The sequence below is a fragment of the Pseudomonas sp. BF-RE-25 genome (assembly GCF_019956105.1).
Lineage (GTDB): Bacteria > Pseudomonadota > Gammaproteobacteria > Pseudomonadales > Pseudomonadaceae > Aquipseudomonas > Aquipseudomonas migulae.
Map to the genome: position 1 here is coordinate 228,148 of NZ_JAHBDB010000011.1, position 20,749 is coordinate 248,896.

Annotated in this window: 13 protein-coding genes; 7 read left to right on the top strand and 6 right to left on the bottom strand. The window is 59.5% G+C overall.

The window, feature by feature from the left end:
* Positions 1 to 48: 48 nt before the first annotated feature.
* On the bottom strand, positions 49 to 2,520 hold the full coding sequence (locus KGB24_RS06710; RefSeq protein WP_223414360.1) for a UvrD-helicase domain-containing protein: 2,472 nt from the start codon (positions 2,518 to 2,520) through the stop codon (positions 49 to 51).
* 238 nt (positions 2,521 to 2,758) lie between these two features.
* Between KGB24_RS06710 and KGB24_RS06715 the strand changes: the two genes are divergently transcribed.
* Positions 2,759 to 3,454, top strand: a complete 696-nt coding sequence (locus KGB24_RS06715; protein ID WP_207284350.1) for a pirin family protein — start codon at positions 2,759 to 2,761, stop codon at positions 3,452 to 3,454.
* Between the two features lie 143 nt (positions 3,455 to 3,597).
* On the opposite strand, the gene pgm is transcribed toward KGB24_RS06715, so the two are convergent.
* From pgm to KGB24_RS06735, 4 genes are all read right to left on the bottom strand, one after another.
* Positions 3,598 to 5,244 (bottom strand): phosphoglucomutase (alpha-D-glucose-1,6-bisphosphate-dependent), encoded by a 1,647-nt coding sequence (gene pgm, locus KGB24_RS06720; protein WP_223414361.1) that lies wholly within the window; start codon positions 5,242 to 5,244, stop codon positions 3,598 to 3,600.
* Between the two features lie 110 nt (positions 5,245 to 5,354).
* Complete coding sequence (locus KGB24_RS06725; RefSeq protein ID WP_223414362.1) at positions 5,355 to 6,755, bottom strand: PLP-dependent aminotransferase family protein; 1,401 nt, start codon at positions 6,753 to 6,755, stop codon at positions 5,355 to 5,357.
* Positions 6,752 to 8,242, bottom strand: coding sequence for a hypothetical protein (locus KGB24_RS06730; protein WP_223414363.1), 1,491 nt, complete (start codon positions 8,240 to 8,242; stop codon positions 6,752 to 6,754). Before KGB24_RS06730 ends, KGB24_RS06725 begins: the two co-directional genes overlap by 4 nt.
* Positions 8,243 to 8,805: 563 nt before the next feature.
* Entirely contained in the window at positions 8,806 to 9,828 is a 1,023-nt protein-coding gene (locus KGB24_RS06735; protein ID WP_008026289.1) for a zinc-dependent alcohol dehydrogenase family protein, read from the bottom strand.
* Between the two features lie 269 nt (positions 9,829 to 10,097).
* Here KGB24_RS06735 and KGB24_RS06740 point away from each other — a divergent pair, with 269 nt between their 5' ends.
* From KGB24_RS06740 to KGB24_RS06760, 5 genes are all read left to right on the top strand, one after another.
* The gene (locus KGB24_RS06740; RefSeq protein ID WP_008026287.1) at positions 10,098 to 11,015 is read left to right on the top strand and encodes a LysR family transcriptional regulator; all 918 of its coding nucleotides are present in this window, start codon (positions 10,098 to 10,100) and stop codon (positions 11,013 to 11,015) included.
* A 312-nt stretch (positions 11,016 to 11,327) separates the two neighbouring features.
* Entirely contained in the window at positions 11,328 to 12,581 is a 1,254-nt protein-coding gene (gene mexE / locus KGB24_RS06745; protein ID WP_008026285.1) for a multidrug efflux RND transporter periplasmic adaptor subunit MexE, read from the top strand.
* A gap of 15 nt (positions 12,582 to 12,596) precedes the next feature.
* A complete protein-coding gene (locus tag KGB24_RS06750) occupies positions 12,597 to 15,776 on the top strand; it encodes an efflux RND transporter permease subunit (RefSeq protein WP_008026283.1) in 3,180 nt (1,059 codons plus the stop codon).
* Complete coding sequence (locus tag KGB24_RS06755) at positions 15,773 to 17,194, top strand: efflux transporter outer membrane subunit (RefSeq protein ID WP_223414364.1); 1,422 nt, start codon at positions 15,773 to 15,775, stop codon at positions 17,192 to 17,194. Before KGB24_RS06750 ends, KGB24_RS06755 begins: the two co-directional genes overlap by 4 nt.
* A gap of 226 nt (positions 17,195 to 17,420) precedes the next feature.
* On the top strand, positions 17,421 to 18,599 hold the full coding sequence (locus KGB24_RS06760; RefSeq protein ID WP_223414365.1) for an MFS transporter: 1,179 nt from the start codon (positions 17,421 to 17,423) through the stop codon (positions 18,597 to 18,599).
* Here KGB24_RS06760 and pssA read toward each other — a convergent pair.
* Complete coding sequence (gene pssA, locus KGB24_RS06765; protein ID WP_223414367.1) at positions 18,594 to 19,937, bottom strand: CDP-diacylglycerol--serine O-phosphatidyltransferase; 1,344 nt, start codon at positions 19,935 to 19,937, stop codon at positions 18,594 to 18,596. The two genes, KGB24_RS06760 and pssA, sit on opposite strands and share 6 nt — an antisense overlap.
* 205 nt (positions 19,938 to 20,142) lie before the next feature.
* Between pssA and KGB24_RS06770 the strand changes: the two genes are divergently transcribed.
* Positions 20,143 to 20,706 carry a TetR/AcrR family transcriptional regulator gene (locus KGB24_RS06770; RefSeq protein WP_223414368.1) on the top strand — a complete coding sequence of 188 codons (564 nt, stop codon included), beginning with the start codon at positions 20,143 to 20,145 and terminating at the stop codon, positions 20,704 to 20,706.
* The last annotated feature ends 43 nt before the right edge of the window (positions 20,707 to 20,749 follow it).

The following is a 20,749-nucleotide window of genomic DNA, read 5'->3' on the forward strand; positions in this document are numbered from 1 at the left end:
GCCCTAATAAAAAGCCCACATCTTGTGGGCTTTTTTGTGAGTACGGGTTTACGCCGATGTCTTGCTCCGGTGATCGGCAAAAAACGCCTTGCCCTTGCCGATCCGGTCGGAGGCCTTGGGCATGTTCGCCGCCTGGGTGTCCTGGCCATCGACATACCAGTAGCAATGGCTGACCGCCCGGGTGATGCCGACATAGGCCAGCCGCAGAATCTCGTCTTTTTGCGCGTTATCGTAAGCTTCGTTGTCGCCAGCCTTGCCCAGACCCGCCATGCGGTAGACCTGATTCTTGTAGGGCGAACTGGTCAGGTGCTGGCAGTCTCCCAACAGAAACACCGCGTCGGCCTGAAGGCCTTTGGCGCTGTGATAGGTCAACTGCTTCAGTCGTCGTGATTCGTACGGCAAGCTAGAATCAACATTAACTACAGGCTGAATATGCTCTTCTATCAATGACTTATCGCTACTTTTTCGATAAAGCATCAAGATTGTATCGCCCTGCCTGTAGTGTTCCATCAACCGCTTGGCCAAGCCTTGATCATCCCGATCGAGCACATTGACTGGCAGCAGCGCTTTCGACTCGCCACTGGCCTTGGCCTTCTTGCCGGCGATGGCCGGTGCGGCGCGCACGATGTGTTCGGCGGCATCGATGATGTGTTGATGGCTGCGATAGTTGTCGCTGAGCATGACCCTGGTCGTGCTCGGCGAAGGAAACTCCTTGTTGAACTCCATGAAATACGTCGGCGAACTGCCGCGCCATCCATAAATGGACTGCCAGTCATCGCCCACGCACAGCAGCGACGAACGCTGAGCGCCGCGTCCCACGTGCATGGCCGGGCCACGACTGCGAATCTCGGCGAGGCTGGCACGAATCCAGGAAACAATCTGCGGCGATACGTCCTGAAACTCGTCGATCATCAGGTGCGACAGCGGTCGCAGCAGTTCATCGCTCAACAACTTCTGGTTTTCCGGGGAATGCTCGCTGAACAAGGCGAACATACGGTTGTAGGTCATTACCGGCGGCTTCTGATCCAGCAGATGATCTTCCAGGGCTCGCCAGAACAGGCTCAAGGCCTCGAAGAAAAACCGGTCCGGGTCGTCCTTGGCGAAGCTCATCTGGCCCACGGCATTCGGAACATCCAGGCCAAGGTTTTCGATAAACCCGGCCGCCGCGACAAAACAGTCCAGCAACGGCGCGGAACCGAGTTCGCCCTTGACCTTGTAATCGAACCCCGGCCCGGCGCTGGCATCGCCCGCAAGGGAGGCCAAAACACGCTTTGAAGCCTCATAACTATCCAGCCATATCAAAGGCTTACGACAGAAAGCTTGAAACAGGGTTCGCTTTACCGCCCATTCCGCGCGAACGCTGAGCTTGGCATTCGGGCGGCTGACCTGCGGGTTTTCCCGAGGATCGAAACCCAGCACGACCCACGCATCCAGACTCGGGATATAGCCATGGCAATGAAAGGTCGAGCCGTTGATATCAAACGACTGGCGATTGGGCTCGATGCCTTTGATGGGCCAGGCACCTGCGCGAAACCACAGATCTTCAATCAAGTCGCACAGCTCTTCATCACGCTTGGCGGCCAGCTCAGTCACGGCCATGCGTTTTTGCACGTCCGGGTGATCGCGCTCCAGCTCCTTGAGCTGCAAGGCATGGCGCGACAACGGCTTGATCAGTTCGCGAAAGCGCTCATCACGTGTGTGCAGGTTGTGATAGCAGGCGTTGAGCTGCTGACGCTGGGCGTCGTTGATGCGCAAATCGAAAGGATTGCTATCGGCCTCATCATCAGCGCCTTGCACACGGCTGCTGAGGTTTTCAAACGCTTGCAGCCGCTCGAAGCCCGGCAGGCTGCGCACCATGGGCAGGATTCGCGAATGGAAGGTGCGCACCAGGTCCCGCGCTTCCTTGAAACCGAGCGGCCGCCCCCAGAGCGCAAACATCTCGATCAGTTTGTTGATGAAGTCCTTGCGCGACTCCCGTGTAAAGGTCACGACGGTCATTGAGCTCAGCTCAAAGCCCAGATAGTGGGTCAGCAACAAAATGCGCAGCACAAGGGTGGTCGACTTGCCCGCCCCCGCGCCGGCGATGACCGACGTCGATGGCGTGTCGCTGAAGATCATTTTCCACTGCGCGGCGCTGGGTTGAGCGTGCGGCGCCAGCAAACGAGCGACATCAGCTTTCATGCGCTTCTTCAGCTCGGCGCTCAATGGCAGGCGCCAGTCGTCGAACAGGTTGTCATCGACGTTGGGGGGCCGGTGTTCGGTGGAGCGCGAGTCACGAATCAGCAACACCTGCCGACCTTCCTCCAACCCTTCGAGCTTGCCTTCCTTATAGCCGTAATCCACCCCGGCGCTGTGACCGCTGCGAAAACCGTCGGCCTGGCCATGCAGCCATGACGCCCGATGCTGTGCACGCAGACGCGTCAGCCCATGGCCAAAGAATCGGGCGGCCAGGCGCTTGAGCAGCGGCATCTCGGCCAAGGGACGAAGTTCAGGAGGAAGATCGGGGGTGTGTTGCGGCACGCGGGCTGACTCCAGGGTGTGAGGCTGTTGAGGGCTATGGTGTCTGCATTTGCCGTTCAGTTCTAGTGAAATGCTTACAGGTCATTGGCTTATGCGATGAAGTGAAGGCTGGATGAGAATGTTTCGAGGTGATTTGATATCAGTTTATTCGATTGTATTGAGGCATTTTTTACGCTTTTTATCGATCAGTGCCTGATAGATGATGCTCGCCATTCACCACCCCTTTCAGGAGACGATCATGCTCGAACTCAGACCCTTCAACTCCCTGGGCGGCGCCCACCATGGCTGGCTGGATGCTCATCACCACTTTTCGTTCGCCGAATACTACGACCCTAAACGCATGAACTGGGGCAACCTGCGGGTGTGGAACGACGACGTGATCGCCTCGGGTACCGGTTTCCCGAAACACCCGCACCGGGACATGGAAATCATCACGTATGTCCGTGAAGGTGCGATTACCCACGAGGACAACCTCGGAAACAAGGGCCGTACCGAAGCGGGCGATGTGCAGGTCATGAGCGCCGGCACCGGGATCGCTCACAGTGAGTACAACCTGGAAGCGACTGAAACCAGGATCTTCCAGATCTGGATCATCCCGAACGAAACAGGCCTGGCACCGTCCTGGGGCGCAAAACCGTTCCCTAAAGGCCAACGCGAAGGCTTCGTGACCCTGGCCAGCGGCAAGGCCGGCGACGATCAAAGCCTGCGGATCCGTGCGGATGCACGCCTGGTTGCGGCGAACCTGAAGGCTGGCGAGTCTGCGGAGTATCGTCTGGACAATGGCCGCCGCGCTTACCTGGTTCCGGCGACGGGCGCGATTGAAGTCAATGGCTTGCGAGCACAAGCTCGAGATGGTGTTGCGGTGGCTGATGAGCAGGTGTTGCGCGTGACGGCCATTGAAGACAGTGAGATTGTTTTGGTGGACTTGGCTTGATTGGGTAAATGCAGGGCAAAAAAGGGGCGACTATCATAGTTGCCCCTTTTTTTTGCCGATGGCTTTACTGACGCCTTCGCGGGCAAGCCTCGCTCCTACAAGAACCTGTAGGAGCGAGGCTTGCCCGCGAAGGGGCCCTTCACTTATTTCGCAGAAATAGCGCCATCCACCAATGTTTGAGCTTCGGCAACCAACTGCTTGAGGTGTTCGTCACTGACGAAACTCTCGGCGTAGATCTTGTAGATGTCTTCGGTACCCGACGGACGTGCCGCGAACCAGCCGTTTTCGGTCATGACTTTCAAACCGCCGATCGCCTGGTCATTACCCGGTGCGTGGCTGAGGATGCTCTGGATCGCTTCGCCCGCAAGCCGGGTCGACGTGACCTGCTCCGGCGACAGCTTGCTCAGCAAGGCCTTCTGCTCCGGATTGGCCTTGGCATCGACCCGCACCGAGAACGGTTCGCCCAGTTCATCGGTCAACGCCCGATAGGCCTGGCTCGGGTCGCGACCGGTGCGGGCGGTCATTTCCGCAGCCAGCAGGGCCGGGATCAAACCGTCCTTGTCAGTGCTCCACACGCCACCGTCCTTGCGCAGGAACGAGGCACCGGCGCTTTCTTCGCCGCCAAAACCCAGCGAGCCGTCGAACAGACCGTCCGCAAACCATTTGAAACCGACCGGCACTTCGTACAAACGACGACCCAAACGCTTGGCCACGCGATCGATCAAGCCACTGCTGACCACGGTTTTACCCACGGCTGCATCGGCGCGCCATTGCGGGCGGTTCTGGAACAGGTAGTCGATGGACACTGCCAGATAGCTATTCGGCGCGAGCAAACCGCCGGACGGCGTCACGATGCCATGGCGATCGTGATCCGGGTCGCAGGCGAACGCGACGTCAAAACGCTCTTTCAGGCCGATCAGGCCTTGCATGGCATGGCTGGACGAAGGGTCCATGCGGATCTGGCCATCCCAGTCGACCGTCATGAAGCGGAAGGTCGGATCGACCTGCGTGTTCACCACGTCCAGATCCAGCTTGTAATGCTCGGCAATCGCCGACCAGTAACGCACCCCTGCTCCGCCCAGCGGATCGACGCCCAGACGCAGTTTGGCGTTGCGAATGGCGTCAAAGTCGATCACGTTGATCAGGTCGGCGACATAGGTGTTGAGGTAATCGTGACGGTGCGTGGTGCTGGCCTTCAGCGCCTGCTCGTAGCTGATGCGCTTGACGCCGGCGAGCTTGTTGCCCAGCAGCTCGTTGGCCTTGGCTTCGATCCACTTGGTGATGTGGGTGTCGGCCGGACCACCGTTGGTGGGGTTGTATTTGTAGCCACCGCTTTGCGGCGGGTTATGGGACGGCGTGATGACGATGCCGTCTGCCAGGCCCGAGGTGCGGCCACGGTTGTAACAGAGAATCGCGTGGGAAATCGCTGGTGTCGGGGTGTACTCGTCACCCTCGGCAATCATCACCGTCACGCCGTTGGCGGCCAGCACTTCGAGGGCACTGGCGCCCGCCGGGGTGGACAGCGCGTGGGTGTCGATGCCGACGAACAGCGGACCATCGATGCCCTGGGCTTCGCGGTACAGGCAGATCGCCTGGCTGATCGCCAGAACGTGCCATTCGTTGAAACTCAAGTCGAACGAGCTACCTCGGTGCCCGGACGTGCCAAAAGCGACACGCTGGGTGGAGATCGCGGCATCGGGCTGGCCGGTGTAATAAGCCGTTACCAGTCGCGGGATGTCGACCAACAACTCTGCCGGTGCCGGTTTGCCCGCAAAAGGACTGAGTGTCATGCAAAACCTCTGAATAGAGTGGTTCAGGAATAGGGACGCAGTTTACTGGCAGTTTGACCGCAACGCGATGGGATCGATCCACGGACGCAAAGGATGTTTTGCGGACATGCTCAATCTACCGATTCCAGGCGCAAGGCATCGCCGAGCAGGCTCAGTGCAGCGGCCAGATCATGATCACCGCCAAAGCTATGACTGAGGCGCAAGTGTTGCGTGTGCAGGCCCTGCAAACTGAACAGCTCGCCCGGCGCAATCACCACCTGATGCTTGAGCAGGCGCTGAAACACCCGCCGCACATCGACCTGTCGCAGGGAGCGCACCCAAATCGTTGCCCCACCCTGAGGTTCGACAAAATGCAAGGCGTCGCCCAGGCGTTCCTGCAACAACTGCGTCATCTGCACCTTGCGGTCCTTGAGCAACCTGCGCAGCACATGAAGGTGCTGGTCGATCCGTCCGTTACCGTACAAACGAGCGATGGCTTTCTGGCGAATCGGCGACAGGCGAAAGGCACGCAGTAAAAAGTGCCGCTGCAATTCGGCGCTGAAATGCCGCGACAACAGAAAGCCGTAGGGCGCTTCCGGGCCGATGATTTTCTCGAACGTGGAAAACACGATCAGCCGGTCAGGGTCGAGCAGATCACGAAACCGCAAGCCGCCCGGTTCGAATTCGAGTTCGCCGTAGCAATCGTTTTCCAGCACCCAGCTGCCATGCCGTTCGAGGAGCTGCGCAATGGCTCGCCGGTTGTCGTCATCTGCGAGGCTGCCTTGCGGCATGTTCAAAGCGGATGACAGCACGACCAACCGCACCGGGTGGGTCTCCAGCAGCTCCTTGAGCTGTTCGACGTCTAGCCCGCCATCGGTTTGCAGCGGCAACTCGATCACCTGGACATCGGCGGCCTGGAGCAAGCGCAGAATCGCCCAGTCACACGGAGACTCAAGGACCACCGCAGCGTCTTTGAGGCTCAACACGGCGATCAGTATTTCCAGGACGCCGCGCAAGTCGGCGCCAATGTAAACGTCATCGGCATGCCAGCAGCGTACCGGCGTTGTGGTGTAACGCGCGGCCAGGGCGGTACGCAGTTCCAGTTCGCCGCAGGGTTGCGAAGGCGGTTGCGGCTGGCGCGGATACTGGCGCAGCAGTTCCCGTTCCAGCAGCAATAACGGACTGTCGAGGGGTTGCAACAATGCCGGTTCATCGGCGCTCAACACCAGCATGCCTGGGCACCTGGCACTGAAATAAACGCTTTCGAGCAGGTCATTGCCATTGCCGGGTGCATTGATGGCGGACACCGGCAACGCGTAATAGCCGGATTTGGCGACCGAATACACGCGCCCTTCTTTCTCCAGCAACGAATACGCGTACTGAATCGTCGAGATCGACACGCTCAAACGATCCGCCAACTGACGCAACGACGGCAGGCGCACGCGCGTGTCGCTGACCGGTTCATTGATCAGGTGCGTCAGGTATCGGTACACCGCCTGATAAGCAAAGTCGGTCTCGCGTGGTCCTTTCAATGTCCCGCTGACCCTTCACCCGCCACCGCGGCATCATCGCCAAAGTTGGCGCCTTCCGATGGCAGGTCCACGCCATCGGCATCCGGGTCAACCACCCTGCCCTCGGCCCCCGGCACCGGCCCCATCCGGTAAAGTGTGCCGAGCAGGCCGACGGGCAGCCCGCTGACGTCGACCATCCATTGCAGAATCTGCTCCGACACCGGATTGCCCTGCATTGCCCGGTGCAAATCAGGCATCGCCACCAGCATTCCGGGATGACACTGACGCAGAAAACGCTCAAGGACAGCACCGTTTTCGACAAAGGGTGCGAAGAGCAGGCACACCAGCTGAGCCTCGGTCAAACCGAGGCTTTTTTGCGCCTCGGCCGCGGCCAGCCCACGCTGTTCGGACAGCCTCGCCGGGTTACCGAAGACCGCCACTGCTTGCTCGCACAAACGCTCCGGGAGTCGCTTGCGGCGCATCATCACTAATGCCCGTTGCAAGTATTCGGCGACACCCGCCTCATAGCTGCGACCGTGCACAAAGCACGCTTGCAGCCCCCGCACGTGTGCGGATATCGAAAGGCTGACGAATTCGTTGTCGCTGATCTGAGCCGCCAGTTCGTCAGGTTGAAAACCGAGAAACTCAGTGAGCAGCGGCCAGCGCTCTTCAAGGTTGCTGACCAGCATGTCTTGAATGTCGATGAACGTGGTACGGCGACAGGCCTCGAAGCGCTCGGCCGGCCGCCATGCCGCCTGCCCCTGTTCGGCATAAAACGCGCGATAGCAGTCACTGCCGATCTCATCGAGCAAGGCGAACAGTTCATCAAAGCCTGTTTCAACCGGACTGGAGGTCTTGAGCCCGGCCTTTGCCGCCGCCCGCTTCAAGCCTTCGAGAAACTGCTTTTGCTGACGTGACGTGTCACTGCTGACCAAGGCATCGACGCCACCGTCCCAGCGCGCGATCTGCCCATAGAACTCGCCGGTCGCCAGATAGCCGTCGTCCCACAGATCGATTGGCCCGTACCAGGTTCGACGGTGGCCCACCATCAGCACATTGAGCCGATTGGCTTCTCGACCGGCATCGGAGATCGGTGCCGGGTGGCTGAAAGGCAACACTTCACGGTTATCCACCATCAGCACTTCGACCCGCGGATCGTCGTAGAGAAACAGCGAACTGTAGCTGCGATGGATGTTTTCCTGAGCCATTGCGCTCGCACCGTTCATTCGCAGGGAGGCCACACGCAACTGAAACGTGGCGGGCGCCCGGCCGGCAATGCTCAGTTGTGCGGCGCGCAGCAGCGCCAGGGTGTAACAACTGTCCCGCGAGCCGGACTGGATCGCCAGCACCTTGTAATCGCCAATGCGCTCCATGCCCCCCGCGGCGACCACCAGACGCTGGATCATCAGTTGCAATGCCGTGCGTTCGGCCCGAGAGAAAAAACTCAGCAAGCGTTGCAGCATTTGCTGATAGACATAGTTCATCGCCTGATCATGGATATGGGTCATCTTTATTTACCTGATGCTCGTAAGTTCAGTACTGCATAAACAGCGATATGCACTGCACAGCGGATTGTCTGACACGGATGAAGTGCTGGACATTATTGTCAAAGGCTAGCACTTATGCTTTTGGTAATTATTTGAAATAGTTGATCGCCGACGCTGCATACGCCGAAGCCGGATGGCGCAAAAGCCCCGTACCGCCTGCATCTGGCGACTTAACAGAACATCCTAGGAAATGTCCGACAACGTCCCACAGATAGGTAGCACAAGAAATAAAGATAGAAGCCGCATATATCTTTTTGAAAGCTGCGCAAAGAATTACTGCTGGTCGGATATCTATTAACAATGTGCGTTGAAAAGTATCAGCCTGACACCCAGACATGACTCATTCCTTGAGATGAAAGTAATCATTCAATTATCAAGGCTTAGATGCTGATTAGAAGATACAGATCGAGAGCAAAAACCAGTTCAGTTGCTGAACTGACCCATCGACAGATCGATGAGACGTCTCAATGTTTTGCGAGGGGCAATAAAAAAGTCCGTGCAGGCACGGACTTTTTCAGGGGCTGTTACGCAGGTTCGACCTGAAGGGCGACCCGCTCGCGGCATGGGCATTCGTCCATGTAGCGGTGTGCTTCGACAAACTCGGAAAACGGGAAGACCCGAGTCTTGAGCGGCAGCAGCACGCGATCGGCGGTCATCTGGTTGATGTCGCGCAAGGCCCGTTGCAGTGCGGCCTGGTCCTGGATGATGCCCAACTCCGGCTTGCCGGTGAAATTGCCGATGCAGTGTACAAAGAACTGAATGTTCTTCTGGAACGCTGCGCAGGCCGGGAATGGCGTCTGGTTACCCCCTTGCAGGCCATACAGCACCAGGCTGCCGCGAGGCGCGAGCACATCGCCGAGCAGCGACATCTGCGGGCCGCCCAGGCCATCGAACACCACATCGACACCGCGGTTATCGGTGATCTTGTTGATCCGCATGAGCAGATCTTCTTCCTCGGTGACGATGACTTTCTCGGCACCCAGCGACAGCAGGTATTCACGCTCTTCGGCCGTTTTCGTGGCGGCAATCACCCGTACACCCAAGGCTTTACCCAATTGGACGAATGAAGGCCCGGCGCAGTGGCTCGCGTCAGTCACCAGGGCAAATTGCCCAGGCTTGACCCGTGCCAGATCGGCATAACCAAAGTAAGCAATCAACAGCGGCGTGTAATGCACCGCCGCTTCAATCGGGCTCAGCACGTCCGGATAACGGGTCAGTGCCGAGCGCGGTAGAACGATTTGTTCGCCATAGACGGGATAGTCGTTCGGACTTTCAGCCGGGAAACTGGCGACCTTGTCGCCAACCGCCAGATCATCGACGCCATCACCAACCGCCGTCACGACGCCGGACATTTCATGGCCAAGGCCTGAAGGCAAGCGAGCATGGGAGGACGCCAGGTTCTGGCGCCAGAGTATGTCGTACCAGCTGATGCCAATCGCCTCGACGCGCACCTGCACTTCGCCCGGTGCAGGGAGAGCGGCCGCATGCTCTTCGCATTTGAGCACCTCGGCTGGACCAAACTTGTGAAAACGGATCGTGCGGGACATCGCAAACCTCGTCAAAGAAACCTCTAATGCCCTGAACTCTATCTGGGCTTTCTACCCAAGACTATCAGTGGCTATTAATAGTCGACATGCCTGTCATTGATTCCGCAGCGCCGGCGACATCTTCAAATGTCGTAAGAAACCGAAGCAGCCTTTGTAGGAAAACTGAATTACTCGGTGCAGAGTAGCAGCCTTTCCCCGTAATATTCATGCCGGCCATTGTTCTCATATGGCTGCTCCCGTCAAGCTTGATGACTCTGCCAGGACTCCAGATGAATCGTAATGACCTGCGTCGTGTCGACCTGAACCTGTTGATCGTTTTCGAAACACTGATGCACGAACGCAGTGTGACCCGCGCTGCGGAGAAATTGTTCCTCGGTCAGCCGGCGATCAGTGCGGCGCTCTCGCGCCTGCGCGGGCTGTTCGATGATCCATTGTTCGTGCGAACCGGGCGCAGCATGGAACCGTCCGCGCGGGCGGTGGAGATCTTCGCCCTGCTCTCCCCGGCCCTGGACTCGATTTCCACGGCCGTCAGCCGCGCAGCGGAATTCGACCCGGCGACCAGTACCGCTGTGTTCCGCATCGGCCTGTCGGACGATGTCGAGTTCGCTTTGTTGCCGATGCTGCTCAAGCGCCTGCGCGCCGAGTCGCCCGGGATTGTGCTGGTGGTGCGGCGGGCCAACTACATCCTGATGCCGAGCCTGCTGGCCTCGGGCGAGATTTCAATCGGCGTCAGCTACACCGCCGACCTGCCGGCCAACGCCAAGCGTAAAGTGCTGCGCCGCAGCATGCCCAAACTGTTGCGTGCCGATACGGTGCCGGGCCCGTTGAGCCTCGATGATTTCTGCGCCCGCCCCCATGCGCTGGTGTCGTTCGCCGGTGACCTGAGCGGCTTTATAGATGAAGAACTGGAAAAACTCGGGCGCAAACGTCACGTGGTACTCGCGGTGCCGCAATTCAACGGACTCAGCACGCTCCTCAGCGGGACGGATATCGTCGCGACGGTGCCGGATTACACGGCTGACGCGTTGACGGCAGCAGGTGGTGTGCGGGCGGAAGATCCGCCGTTGCCGGTGCGCAGCTTTGAATTGCACATGGCGTGGCGTGGGTCGCAGGACAATGATCCGGGTGAACGTTGGTTGAGGTCGCGGATTCAGATGTTTTTTGGGGATCCGGATAGTCTGGCCTGATCCTGATCTTCTGTTGGTGCCGATGGCCTCTTCGCGGGCAAGCCTCGCTCCTACAGAAGTATGCGATCAACTGTAGGAGCGAGGCTTGCCCGCGAAGGGAGCGACTCTCTCTCAAGCCAGTCCTTTGCATTCCCCGCAACACAGAATTGCCGTCAAACACATTGATCGCGCTCCAACCCGAGGTGCATGCTAGAGGGCTCGCACGGCGCTTATATCATTCCGAATGATAGTTACCTTCGCTTCATTCGATTCGTGCGATACCACCCCCGCCGAGCATCATCCGCCCATCTCAATACATTGGCGGATGCATCCATGGAACAGTCACTCAAACATTTGCGCTTCCCGTTGGCCCTGCTGGCCGTAGTGGTGATGAGCGCTTGCGGCAAGGCTCCGGAGTCTGCCGCGACCATGCCTGCGGCGAAAGTCAGTGTCGCCAAGGTGCTGGAACAACCGGTCAATGAGTGGGACGAATTCACCGGGCGCCTTGAAGCGCCGGAAACGGTAGAGATTCGTCCACGGGTCTCCGGTCAGATCGATGACGTTGCCTTCACCGAAGGCGCGCTGGTCAAGAAAGGCGACTTGCTGTTCCAGATTGACCCGCGTCCCTTCCAGGCCGAGGTCCGCCGTCTCGAAGCGCTGGTCGCTCAGTCGCGCGCCAATGCGACCCGTAGCGAAAACGAAGCCCAGCGCGGTGAGCGTCTGCGTACCAGCAACGCGATTTCCGCCGAGCTGGCCGATTCGCGCACGAGTGCCGCACAAGAAGCCCGCGCTGCGGTCGGAGCCCTTCAGGCACAACTGGACCTGGCGAAACTGAACCTGAGCTTCACCCGCGTCACCGCACCGATCAGCGGCCGTGTCAGCCGTGCCGAAATCACCGCCGGCAACCTGGTGACCGCCGATACCACCGCGCTGACCAGCGTCGTGTCGACCGACAAGGTCTACGCCTACTTCGACGCTGACGAGCGTGTGTTCCTCAAATACACCCAACTCGCTCGCCAGGGCAAACGTGGTGCAACCACTCCGGTTTACCTCGGCCTGTCCAACGAAGACGGCAACCCGCACCAGGGCGTGATGAACTTCGTCGACAACCAGGTCAACCCGAAAACCGGCACCATCCGTGGCCGCGCCGTGTTCGACAACAGCGACGGCGCTTACACCCCGGGCCTTTATGCGCGTCTGAAACTGGTCGGCAGCGGCACCTACTCCGCCGTGTTGATCAACGATGAAGCGGTCGGTACTGACCTCGGTAAAAAGTTCGTGCTGGTGATGGATGCGGACAACAAAACCGCCTACCGCGCAGTGGAACTGGGTCCGAAAATCGAAGGGCTGCGCATCGTGCGCAACGGCCTGAACAAGGACGACACGATCATCGTCAAGGGCCTGCAACGGGTACGTCCCGGTTCGCCAGTCACCCCTGAAGTGATCCCGATGGCCAGCGAACAAACCCTCGCGGCACTCGCACAACAACGACAAGCGCTGGAAGCCAGCAACCTGCCCCAAGTCGCACCTGCCAAGGTCGCGCCGGGTTCGGTTGTGAAACTGGCTGCTGCAACCCCACGCGGTTAAGGGATAACGACTCCGATGAATTTTTCCCAATTCTTCATTTCACGGCCGATCTTTGCAGCGGTGCTGTCGCTGCTGATCCTGATCGCCGGTGCCATCTCGCTGTTCCAGTTGCCGATCAGCGAATACCCGGAAGTCGTGCCACCGACCGTTGTGGTCCGTGCCAACTTCCCGGGCGCCAACCCAAAAGTCATCGGTGAAACCGTGGCCGCTCCTCTGGAGCAAGCCATCACCGGCGTCGAGAACATGTTGTACATGTCCTCGCAGTCCACCGCTGACGGCAAGATCACCCTGACCATCACCTTCGCGCTGGGCACCGACCTGGACAACGCCCAGGTGCAGGTGCAGAACCGCGTGACCCGGACAGAGCCGAAACTTCCAGAAGAAGTGACGCGCATCGGTATCACCGTGGACAAGGCATCGCCCGACCTGACCATGGTCGTGCACTTGACCTCGCCGGACAAACGCTACGACATGCTCTACCTGTCCAACTACGCCTTGCTCAACATCAAGGATGAGCTGGCGCGTCTGGGCGGTGTCGGTGACGTGCAGCTGTTTGGTATGGGCGACTACTCGCTGCGGGTATGGCTCGATCCGAACAAGACCGCTTCGCGCAATCTGACCGCGACCGATGTGGTAACCGCGATCCGCGAACAAAACCGTCAAGTCGCTGCCGGTGCCTTGGGTGCCCCGCCTGCGCCGAATGCCACCGCGTTCCAGCTGTCGGTCAACACTCAGGGTCGTCTGGTTTCCGAAGAAGAGTTCGAGAACATCATCATTCGCTCCGGCGACAACGGTGAAATCACCCGTCTGAAAGACATCGCGCGCGTCGAGCTGGGTTCCAGCCAATACGCCCTGCGTTCCTTGCTGAACAACCAGCCGGCTGTGGCGATCCCGATCTTCCAGCGTCCTGGTTCCAACGCGATCGAAATCTCCAACGAAGTGCGCGACAAGATGGCGGAGCTGAAGAAGAGCTTCCCGGAAGGCATGGATTTCAGCATCGTTTATGACCCTACGATCTTCGTGCGCGGCTCCATCGAAGCGGTGGTTCACACCCTCTTCGAAGCACTGATCCTCGTGGTTCTGGTCGTGATCCTGTTCCTGCAAACCTGGCGTGCCTCGATCATTCCGCTGGTGGCGGTTCCGGTTTCGTTGATCGGTACATTTGCAGTGATGCACTTGTTCGGCTTCTCGCTGAACGCCTTGTCGCTGTTCGGCCTGGTATTGGCCATCGGTATCGTGGTGGACGACGCCATCGTGGTGGTGGAAAACGTCGAGCGAAACATCGGACTCGGGCTGACGCCGGTCGAAGCGACCAAGCGCGCCATGCGTGAAGTAACGGGCCCGATCATCGCCACGGCGCTGGTGTTGTGTGCGGTGTTTATCCCGGCGGCGTTCATCTCCGGGTTGACCGGGCAGTTCTACAAACAGTTCGCCCTGACCATCGCGATCTCGACAGTGATCTCGGCCTTCAACTCGCTGACCCTGTCGCCGGCATTGGCCGCCGTGTTGCTCAAAAGCCATGACGCGCCGAAAGACCGTTTCTCCAAGGTCCTGGACAAGATCTTCGGTGGCTGGTTGTTCCGTCCGTTCAACCGCTTCTTCGACAAGGCCAGCCACAGTTATGTCGGCACCGTCGGCCGGGTTATCCGCAGCAGCGGCATTGCCCTGCTGTTGTATGCGGGCTTGATGGTACTGACGTTCTTCGGTTTCTCCAGCACCCCGACCGGTTTCGTACCCGGCCAGGACAAGCAATACCTGGTGGCTTTCGCGCAATTGCCGGACGCTTCCAGCCTGGACCGTACCGAAGACGTGATCAAACGCATGTCCGACCTGGCCCTGAAACAGCCTGGCGTGGAAAGTGCGGTAGCGTTCCCGGGCCTGTCCATCAATGGTTTCACCAACAGCCCTAACGCCGGCATCGTGTTCGTGACCCTGAAACCGTTCGACGAGCGTAAAGACCCGAGCATGTCCGCCGGTGCGATTGCCGGTGCATTGAACGGCCAGTTCGCCGGGATTCAGGAAGCCTACATGGCGATCTTCCCGCCGCCGCCGGTACAAGGCCTTGGCACCATCGGTGGTTTCCGCCTGCAGATCGAAGACCGGGGCAACCTGGGCTACGACGAGCTGTACAAAGAAACCATGAACATCATCACCAAGAGCCACGGTGTGCCGGAACTGGCAGGCCTGTTCACCAGCTACACGGTGAACGTGCCGCAAGTCGATGCCGCCATTGACCGGGAAAAAGCCAAGACTCACGGCGTGGCCGTCAGCGACATCTTCGACACCCTGCAGATCTACCTGGGTTCGCTGTATGCCAACGACTTCAACCGCTTCGGTCGTACCTATCAGGTCAACGTCCAGGCCGAGCAGCAGTTCCGCCTCGAACCGGACCAGATCGGTCAGCTGAAAGTACGTAACAACAAAGGCGAGATGATCCCGCTGGCGACCTTCATCAAGGTCAGCGACACCTCGGGCCCGGATCGCGTGATGCACTACAACGGCTTTATCACCGCTGAAATCAACGGTGCGGCAGCCCCAGGCTACAGCTCTGGCCAAGCCGAAAAAGCCATCGAGAAACTGCTCAAGGAAGAACTTCCGAACGGCATGACCTACGAATGGACCGACCTGACCTACCAGCAGATTCTGTCCGGCAACACCGCACTGTTCGTGTTCCCGCTCTGCGTATTGCTGGCATTCCTGGTACTCGCGGCGCAGTACGAAAGCTGGAGCCTGCCACTGGCGGTAATCCTGATCGTACCGATGACCCTGCTGTCGGCCATCACCGGTGTGATTGCTTCGGGAGGCGACAACAACATCTTCACCCAGATCGGCTTGATCGTACTGGTGGGACTTGCCTGTAAGAACGCGATTTTGATCGTCGAGTTCGCCAAGGATAAACAGGAAGAAGGCATGAACCCGCTGGCTGCGGTGCTTGAAGCTTGCCGCCTGCGTCTGCGGCCGATCCTGATGACCTCCTTCGCGTTCATCATGGGTGTGGTGCCACTGGTGTTCTCCAGCGGTGCCGGTGCCGAAATGCGTCACGCCATGGGTGTGGCGGTGTTCTCCGGGATGCTCGGGGTGACCTTCTTTGGCCTGTTGCTGACGCCGGTGTTCTACGTGTTGATCCGTAATTTCGTGGAACGCGGCGAGCAGCGCAAAGCGGCCAAAGCCCTGAAACTGGAGGCGCAACAATGAGCCTGAAAGCCTTCCTGCCGAGCCTGCTGGTACTGGCCCTGAGCGCCTGTGCCGTCGGCCCGGACTACAAGACCCCGGCCACTGAACCGGCCAACATCACCACCGCCACCGATGGCGCTGCCGGTCAGAAAAACTTCGACCGCTCGCGTTTCGAAGGCATCTGGTGGCAGCAGTTTGAAGACCCGACCCTCAACCAGTTGGTGACGCAATCGCTGCAAGGTAACCGAGATTTGCGCGTCGCCTTCGCTCGCTGGAAGTCGGCCCGGGCGATCCGCGATGACGTCAGCAATGACGCCATGCCGACCATCACCAGCCGCGTCAGCAGTGATCTGGGCAAAGGCCAGATTCCGGGCCAGACCACCAAACGGGTCAATAGCGAACGCTATGACCTGGGTCTGGACATGGCCTGGGAACTGGACCTGTTTGGTCGCATCCAGCGCAACCTGGAATCCAGCGACGCCGAACAGCAAGCGGCCGAAGCGGATCTGTACCAACTGCAAGTCACCATGATTGCCGAGTTGGTGGATGCCTACGGTCAACTGCGCGGTGCGCAACTGCGGGAAAAAATTGCCCTGGCCAACCTCAACAACCAGCAGGAGTCGCGCAAGATCACCGAAAGCCTGCGCGATGCCGGCGTCGGCGATCAGCTCGATGTGGTCCGCGCCGACGCACGCCTGGCGTCTGTCGAAGCCAGCGTGCCGCAATTGCAGGCCGAGCAGGTTCGGCAGAAAAACCGTATCGCCACCTTGTTGGGTGAGCGTCCGGACAAATTGACCGTGGACCTGAGCCCGAAAGACTTGCCGGCGATTGCCAAGGCACTGCCGATCGGTGATCCGGGCGAACTGCTGCAACGTCGTCCGGACGTTCTCAGCGCCGAGCGCAAACTGGCTTCGGCCACGGCACGTATCGGCGTGGCCAAGGCGGACCTGTTCCCGCGGGTCAGCCTCAGCGGCTTCCTCGGCTGGACCGCCGGACGTGGTTCGCAGATCGGTTCCTCGGCGGCCAACGCCTGGGCGCTGGGCCCAAGTATCACTTGGGCGGCGTTTGACCTGGGCAGTGTTCGAGCCCGTATCCGCGGTGCCGACGCGGATGCCGAAGGCGCCTTGGCGACCTACGAGCAACAAGTGCTGCTGGCCCTGGAAGAATCGGAAAACGCTTTCAGTGATTACGGCAAACGCCAGCAACGCCTGATTTCGCTGATTCGTCAGAGTGAATCAAGCCGCGCGGCAGCCGACCTGGCTGAAATTCGCTACCGCGAAGGTACGGCGGACTTCCTTGTCCTGCTCGATGCCCAACGCGAACGTCTGGCGGCGGAAGACACTCAGGCCCAGGCCGAAGTCGATCTGTATCGCGGCATCGTCGCGATCTACAAGGCCCTGGGTGGCGGTTGGCAACCAGAGACGGTCGCCAGCAAGTAACACGTTATAGAGCTCTTTTGGCTGGTCGCAACCAACCAGTTTTTTAGCCCTGCACCTCTTTCGGTCGCGGGGCTTTTTTTGTCTGCACGATTAGTGAAGTCACCACACTCCCTGTGGGAGCGGGCTTGCGCGATGGCATTTTCAGTGACGATATATTTTCCTGATGGATCGCACAGGCCGCGCTAACATCCCCCGCCAATAATAAAAGCTCACGGAAGACTCACCCATGTCCGCTTCAACCTTCGACCTGCGCCCGCTCATGGTCGCCAACATGGCCTGCACCATGGCAATGATGGCGTTCGTTTCTTTGATCGGGCCCATCGCCCGGGTCTTGGGCCTGGCTACCTGGCAGGCCGGTGCGGCGGTGACGGTGTCCGGGGTGATCTGGATGGTGCTGGCGCGTCCATGGGGTCAGGCCAGCGACCGCTTCGGACGACGACGCATTCTGTTGCTCGGCACTGCGGGATTCACCCTCGCCTATTGGGCCTTGTGCCTGTTCATCGACACGTCGTTGCGATTCCTGCCTTCAGCGGCGCTGGCGTTTATCGGGCTGATGCTCGGACGCGGGCTGATCGGCGTGTTTTATGCGGCGATCCCGGTCGGCTGCAATGCATTGATTGCCGACAACGTCGAACCGCAACACCGCGCCAAAGCCATGGCCGCATTGGGCGCTGCCAACGCCTGCGGGCTGGTGATCGGCCCGGCGATAGCGGCGTTGCTGTCCCGATACAGCCTGAGCCTGCCTTTCTACGCCATGGCGTTTCTACCGTTGTTGGCGTTCCTGGTGCTGCGTTACAAGCTCAAGGCTCAGGAATTGCACTTGCGTCAGGCGCCGCGCAAGGTGCACCTCAACGATCCACGGCTGCGCCGGCCCATGGCGGTCGCGTTCGTGGCGATGCTGTGCGTTTCTGTTGCGCAGATCACCGTTGGCTTCTTCGCCATCGATCGACTGGGCATGAGCCCGGCCGACGCCGCGCAAACGGCCGGTATCGCCCTGACCATGGTCGGCTTCGCGTTGATCTGTTCGCAGCTGGTTGTGCGTCGACTGGAATGGCCGCCGCTACGGCTGATCCGGGTCGGCGCGATGGTCGCTGCGCTGGGGTTTTCCGGCAGCATCATGGTCGATTCGGCGTGGGGGTTATGGCTGGGATTCTTTGTCTCGGCGAGCGGCATGGGCCTGATTTTCCCGTCCTTCGCCGCGCTTGCCGCCAATGCGGTCGAGGCCTCGGAGCAAGGCGCGACCGCAGGTTCCATCGGCGCCGCCCAAGGGTTCGGTGTGGTGATCGGGCCGTTGACCGCCACGCTGATCTACGGCATCGAACCGCGTTTGCCGTATCTGGTGGCGGCGGCGTTGTTGCTGCTGGTGGCCCTGTGGCCAGGGCCCCGGCAGCGTCAGGCTTTATAGGATGCGATAGAGCAAGCGTTCAATGCGCACACGACTGACACGCTTGAGGAACTTGGCCACGCCCGCCGGGTAATCCGGCAGGGTTTGCAAGTCCTGATAACGCTCGATACGCGTGGTGTGCTGGAAAATCTCCGCCAGCTCACTGCGACGCGGCTCCAGCAATTCACCTTTGGGGTCATCAATCAGCAGCGCGTTTTCCAGGTCGAGACGGAATGCGCGCGGATTGAGGTTGTTGCCGGTCAGCATGGTGTAACGCTGATCGACCCACATGCCTTTAAGGTGATAGGTGTTATCGCCGTCCTTCCACAGGTGCAGGTTCAACTGGCCGCTGTCGACGTTGCGTTGATGACGTTTGGCGAAACGCCGCAGGCTGATCTCGTAGAGGTACGGCAACGCCGAGATCACCTTGAACGGCTCGCTCGGCGGGATGTAGAAGTCGTTGGCGGTTTTGTCGCCGACCACGATGTCGATCTTCACACCCCGGGCCAATGCCCGGTTGATCTCCCGGGTCACCGCCAACGGCAGGTTGAAATACGGCGTGCAAATCGTCAGTTGGTGCCGGGCGCTGGCGATCAACTCGCAGATCACCCGGCTCAACGGGTTGTTCTTGCCGACACCAAGCAATGGGCTGACAGACAAAACGTCTTTAACCGTGCTGCCCGTCGTGGTGTCGTACGCCGCATGTTTCAGGCGGCTGCGCAGGTCGCCGATGTCGTGGCGCAAGCTGCGGGTGGTCGGCAGGTTCGGCAAATCGAGGCGATGCACCGCTTTCGAGGCGACCAGGCCGTGCTGAACCAGGTGCTGCATCGAATCGGCCAGGGCGCCGTTGTGCAGCAGGTGATAACGGTCGTAGCGGTATTTGTCGAATTTGTGCAGATAAACGTTGTTCAGGCTCGCACCGCTGTAGATCACGCAGTCATCAATCACGAATCCCTTCAAATGCAGCACGCCGAACAGCTCGCGGGTCTGCACCGGCACACCGTACACCGGGACCACGCTGGCGTGGGTTCGGGTGGTTTCCTGATACCACGCCGAATTGCCCGGCTGTTTGCCGGCACCGATCAAGCCACGCTGGGCGCGCAGCCAATCGACGACCACCACCACGTCCAGTTCCGGACGCGCCAGTTTGGCGGCGTGCAAGGCATCGAGAATTTCCTGGCCGGCTTCATCCTGCTGCAGGTACAGCGCGACGATATAGATGCGCCGGGTCGCCTGGGCAATTTTTTCCAACAGGCAGCGACGGAATTCGGCAGCGCCAGAGAGGATGGTGACGGCATCGGCGGTCAGCGGAAAACTGCGCAGTTTGGGCAGCAGAGAGCGTTTGAAAAGCGACGGCATAGGGCTCGCAATGGGTCGAATCCGGAGAGGTTGAGAGCTTACACCATGGAGGGGTTTGGGTCTTGTTACGGTCTGTAATGACCCCTTCGCGGGCAAGCCTCGCTCCTACACCTCTGTAGGAGCGAGGCTTGCCCGCGAAGGCGATTTCATGGTCAGCACAAAATAATATTTGACCAAGGAGAACGATCGTTCTACTGTACGCCGCATGAACGAAATCACTAGCAACGACACACGCGACATCATTCTGGATGTCACCGAAAAGTTGATCTACAAAAGTGGCATCGCTGCCACGGGCATGGATCTTCTGGTGAAAACCGCCGGCGTCTCCAGAAAAAGCATCTACCGCTACTTCGCCAACAAGGAGGAGTTGACCGTCGCCGCCCTGCAACGCCGCGACGTGCGCTGGATGCTCTGGTACAGAAGCGCCGTCGACCAGGCCGAAACCCCGGCCGACGGGCTGCTCAACCTGTTTACCGTGCTCAAGGCCTGGTTTGCCTCCGAAGGCTTCCGTGGCTGCGCTTTCATCAACACCAGCGGTGAAACCGGCGACCCGCAAGACCCGGTCCGGCTGGTCGCCAAAGAACACAAACAGAAGCTGCTCGACTACGTGCGCGAGCTCTGCACCGAACATGGCGCAACCGACCCGGAGACGCTGGCCAAACAGCTGCTGATCCTGATCGATGGCGCCATTACCGTGGCGCTTGTCATGGGTGATCACAGTGCCGCCGATAATGCGCAATGCATGGCGCGAAAGTTATTGGACCTGTAACACTTTAAACAAGCCCGACAACTTGCTTGAACTTTAATATTAT